Raw genomic sequence first — 4043 nt, forward strand, 5'->3', positions numbered from 1 at the left:
ATTGCGAACAACTCTCCGGCGCTGCTGGGTTGCTCAAGTGCCCCGTAGTTTTCTCCAATCTCCCCAATCAGTCGATCGTTGCTGACCCATCGCACACCCAGTACGTGGGTGTCACTGCCAAAATCCTTCGCCGACATCGCTTCCATGCTGTCGATATTCACGACAATGATGCCGGTGCGGTTTCCGCGTGGGACAGTTGCGGCCAGATACTCTCCGGTTGGGGAGAGTGAGACGCTGCGAAACTCTGGGAGCTTCGCGAAGGATTCCACGGGCACTGGGGCAGCCACGGCTACGGTCGTCAGAAACATCAGGACTGCAAAAGAAACGGTTCGAATCACGAGTAATGGCCACGAAATGCAAGATGTGCACACCGTAGCAGTTATCCGGACATCGCTGGGAACGGAGTAAGCTTGCTCAGCAATTCCGCCACTCGAATCGTCCGCTTGTCATGCAGGTACGGCCCGACGATCTGCACGCCGACGGGCAGGCGGTCGGTGAGTCCGATCGGTGCGACGGTGGCTGGCAGGTGCAGCAGGGTGGCGGGCGAGATCCACGCCATGTTGTCGGCGTAGGGCCGCGAGACGCGATCGACCTGGATGCGGCGTTTGAACAGATTGCCGGCATGTTGATGCGGCATGGCCGGCGTGGGTGTGACGGGCATCAGGATGACATCGTGGGATTCGAACAGGGTCCGCCACTGGTGGCGCATGCGGTGACGCATCTCGTTGTCGCGCAGCCACTGGCGGTGTGTCTGCGTCGCGCCCGCGGCGTAGCCCGGCAGGGTGTCCGCTGCGGTCTTGCCAGTCAGGCGCCCCATGCGCGCGGCCCACTGCATCTGTCGGAACAGCTTGGAGGGGACACCCCCGCCCATGACCCCCGCGAGCAACCGCATGTATAGCGGGTAGTAGCGACTCAGTTGCAGGTCGTCCGGTGGTGTCTCGGTGACGGACGCGCCCAGCTCCTTGAGGGCCGATGCGGCATTGCGCAGCTGCGCGCGGTAGCCACTGTCGATCGGGCAGATCGGATCGTCGAACCAGCACAGCACCCGGAGTTCATCGGCCTGCCAGCGGCAGTCGGGCAGGTCCAGTTGCCAACCTTCGTCATCCATTTCGTCTGGACCGGCGAGCACGTCCAGCATCAGGCGCAGATCCGACGGGCTGCGCGCCATCGGACCGGCAACCACCATGTCCGTCTGCGCCTTCGTGCCGGGCGGGCCGGGGATGTGGCCGCGTGTCGGGACGATACCCTGCGAGGGCTTGTGGCCGTAGACACCACAGAAATGGGCGGGGTTGCGGATTGATCCGCCGATGTCGCTGCCCAGTTCCACCAGCGTCATGCCGGAGGCGAGGGCGGCAGCGGCGCCGCCGCTGGAGCCACCTGGCGACCGGCTGGTGTCCCAGGGGTTATTGGTGGTGCCGTACACCGCGTTGTAGGACTGGAAGTCGCCACAGAACAACGGGACATTGGTCTTGCCGACGATGATGGCGCCGGCATCGATCAGGCGTTGCACGGCCGCGGCATTGGCCTTGGGCTGGTAGTTCTTCAGGCTGGGGGAGCCGCTGGCGGTCACCATCCCCTGGACTTCGAAGCCGTCCTTGATGGTCATGGGGATGCCGTGCAGCGGTCCGCGCAGGTGGCCCGCCGCGCGTTCCGCATCGGCTTGCCGAGCCTGCTCCAGGGCGACCTCGGGCTGCATCGCCACCACGGCGTTGATGCTCGGGTTGCGCTCGGCGATGCGATCGAGCACCGCTCTCGTCAGCGCCTCGCTGGTGAGCGTTTTGGCGTCCATGGCGGTCAGAGCTGTTGTCAGGTCGCGCTCGCAGTAGTCAGCCGGCTGCATGGTGTCTCCCTTCACTGCATGGATGATTTGAATACGATGCCCCAGATTCTCTCACTTGCCATTGGCCCGCGATGCCTGCGAAGCCTTGCGCTCGGACTGGCGGTGTCACTGCTGGTCGGTTGCGGTGGCGGTGATGGCGCCGGTGGTCCCGGCCCCTACCCGACCGGAGAAACCGAGGATGCCATCGTGCTCGATGGCATCGCCCCCCGCTTCTACGTATTCGTGCCGTCTGCCGCCGGTCGGGACAATCCGGTTCCGCTGGTGATCAGTCTGCATGGCGGCGGCGGCAGCGCGGACGGCTTCGAGCAGACCGCGCAGATTCAGGCGGACGCCGGGGCCGCGGGTATCGCCGTGGTGCGCGTCGAGGGATACGCGACCGACACCGAGTTGCTGACCTGGAATGCGGGCGTCTGCTGCGGTGGTGCCCGACGGGACGAGGTGGATCATGTCGGTGCGATCGCCGCGATCATCGACCGGGTCACGGCGCGTGTCGCGATTGACGCGTCCCGGATAGCCGCCGTGGGGCATTCCAACGGCGGGATGATGGCCTATCGGCTGGGTTGCCAGCTTTCGGAGCGGATCACGCATGTCGGTGTATCGGCGGGCTATCTGGTGAATCAGGATCTGTCCACCGATCCGCCGACCACTTTGTTCGAATGCACGCCCAGCCGCCCCTTCAGCGTGATTCATTTTCACGGTTTGCAGGACACCTGTGCGCCGTTCGAGGGGGGCGAGGGTGCCGGCGTGGTCAACGACGAGCGTCCGCCGGTCGCGGACACGATCGCGCAGATTCGCGCGGCCAACCAGTGCGCCAGCGTCTTCAACGACATGGTGACCGGGGCCGGCGAGCTGGAACGGAGGACATTGACCGGCTGTGCCGAGGAGCGTGTCGTCCAGCTCAATACCGTGGATTCGGCCGGCCACGTGTGGTTCGGTGCGACGGAGTATCCGTCGCAGGCCATCTGCGAAGGCAGCACGACCAGCCTGCTGTCGGCGAATCAGGAGATCTTCCGGCTGCTGCGGGACAACCCGCGCTGACCGGATTCTTCATGGCTCCGGACGCGTTCCGCTTTTCCACAGAATCTGTGGATAACCATGTGAACAGTGGCGCCCGCGGTCGTGATTCGCGGGCGTTCGTCCGCGATGGTCACAAAACGTTCAAGCGGCCAGGGCGGCATCCTCGGATGGCTGCGGTGGCAGCTTGATCGTGCGGATGAAAGCCTCGCAGGTTTCGCGATCCATGTAGCGCGGGACCGCGTAGGTGAAATGCGCTTCGGACATCGCGGCCTTGGCGATGGCCGGAACGTCTTCGTCCCGCAATGCGTCCAGGCCGGCGGGAATGCCGAACTGCGCATTCATTTCGCGGACCCGGCGTATGAAGCGTTCGGCCAGTTCCAGGTCGTCGGCACCGTCGCCGTCCATGCCGCTGACACGCGCCAGGTCGGCCAGGCGGCCCGCGCAGGCCGTCTTGGAATACTCGAGCACGTAGGGCAGGACGATTGCGTTTCCGAGACCGTGGGGCGTGTGGTAGCGGGCGCCGAAGTTGTGCGAGATGGCGTGCACGTAACCGACCCCGGCCTGGGTGAAGGCAATGCCCGCCTTGTAGGAGGCTAGCGCCATCTGCTGACGCGATTCGATGTTCTGACCGTCGTCCATGACCTTGGGCAGGTGCTCCATGATCAGGCGCGTGGCCTCGATGGCCTGCTCATCCGTCCGCTTCATGGCGTTGCGCGAGATGTACGCCTCCACGGCGTGTGTCAGCGCGTCCATGCCGGTGGCCGCGGTCACGCCCGGCGGCAGGCCGGCCATGAGCTTGCCGTCCAGGCAGGCACTGACGGGTGTCAGCTTCAGGTCGATGACCGACATCTTCTTGTGGCGTTCCGGGTCGGATACCACCGCGGCGATCGTCACCTCCGAACCGGTTCCGGCCGTGGTCGGGATCGCGTGCAGAGGCAATGGCCGGCGGAAGACGCGGAACAAACCCTCCATCTTGCGGATGGGCTTGTTGTTGGTCGCGCGGGCGGCAATGATTTTGGCGGCATCGATGCTGGAGCCGCCGCCGATGGCGAGAATCGCGTCGGCGCTGTCCCGCTTGAGCTGCTCCACGCCCTTCTCGATGAGCGCGACGCTGGGATCGGGTTCCACGCCGTCGAACACGGTGACGGTCACGCCGGCGGATTCCAGACGCTGGCGCAGCGGGTCG

4 protein-coding genes are annotated in these 4043 nt (G+C 65.2%); 1 reads left to right on the plus strand and 3 read right to left on the minus strand.

The window, feature by feature from the left end; translation table 11 throughout:
• Both ABNS06_RS03590 and ABNS06_RS03595 read right to left on the minus strand, forming a co-directional pair.
• Positions 1–338: hypothetical protein (locus ABNS06_RS03590; protein ID WP_348672616.1), on the minus strand; the 338-nt coding region annotated here is incomplete at its 3' end.
• 41 nt (positions 339–379) lie between these two features.
• Entirely contained in the window at positions 380–1840 is a 1461-nt protein-coding gene (locus ABNS06_RS03595) for an amidase (protein ID WP_348672617.1), read from the minus strand.
• A 36-nt stretch (positions 1841–1876) separates the two neighbouring features.
• Between ABNS06_RS03595 and ABNS06_RS03600 the strand changes: the two genes are divergently transcribed.
• Positions 1877–2878: an alpha/beta fold hydrolase gene (locus ABNS06_RS03600; RefSeq protein ID WP_348672619.1), complete on the plus strand. Its 1002-nt coding sequence runs from the start codon at positions 1877–1879 to the stop codon at positions 2876–2878.
• A 120-nt stretch (positions 2879–2998) separates the two neighbouring features.
• Here the strand turns inward: ABNS06_RS03600 and ABNS06_RS03605 are convergent.
• The coding region (locus ABNS06_RS03605) for an iron-containing alcohol dehydrogenase (protein WP_348672620.1) at positions 2999–4043 on the minus strand (1045 nt) is incomplete at its 5' end.

Source organism: uncultured Abyssibacter sp., assembly GCF_964000955.1.
Lineage (GTDB): Bacteria > Pseudomonadota > Gammaproteobacteria > Nevskiales > OUC007 > Abyssibacter.

What these genes read in the sequence shown, in the direction of transcription:
- ABNS06_RS03600 (WP_348672619.1), top strand. Translation starts at nt 1,877, where the DNA reads ATGCCCCAGATTCTCTCACTTGCCATTGGCCCGCGATGCCTGCGAAGC.
- ABNS06_RS03595 (WP_348672617.1), bottom strand. Translation starts at nt 1,840, where the DNA reads ATGCAGCCGGCTGACTACTGCGAGCGCGACCTGACAACAGCTCTGACC.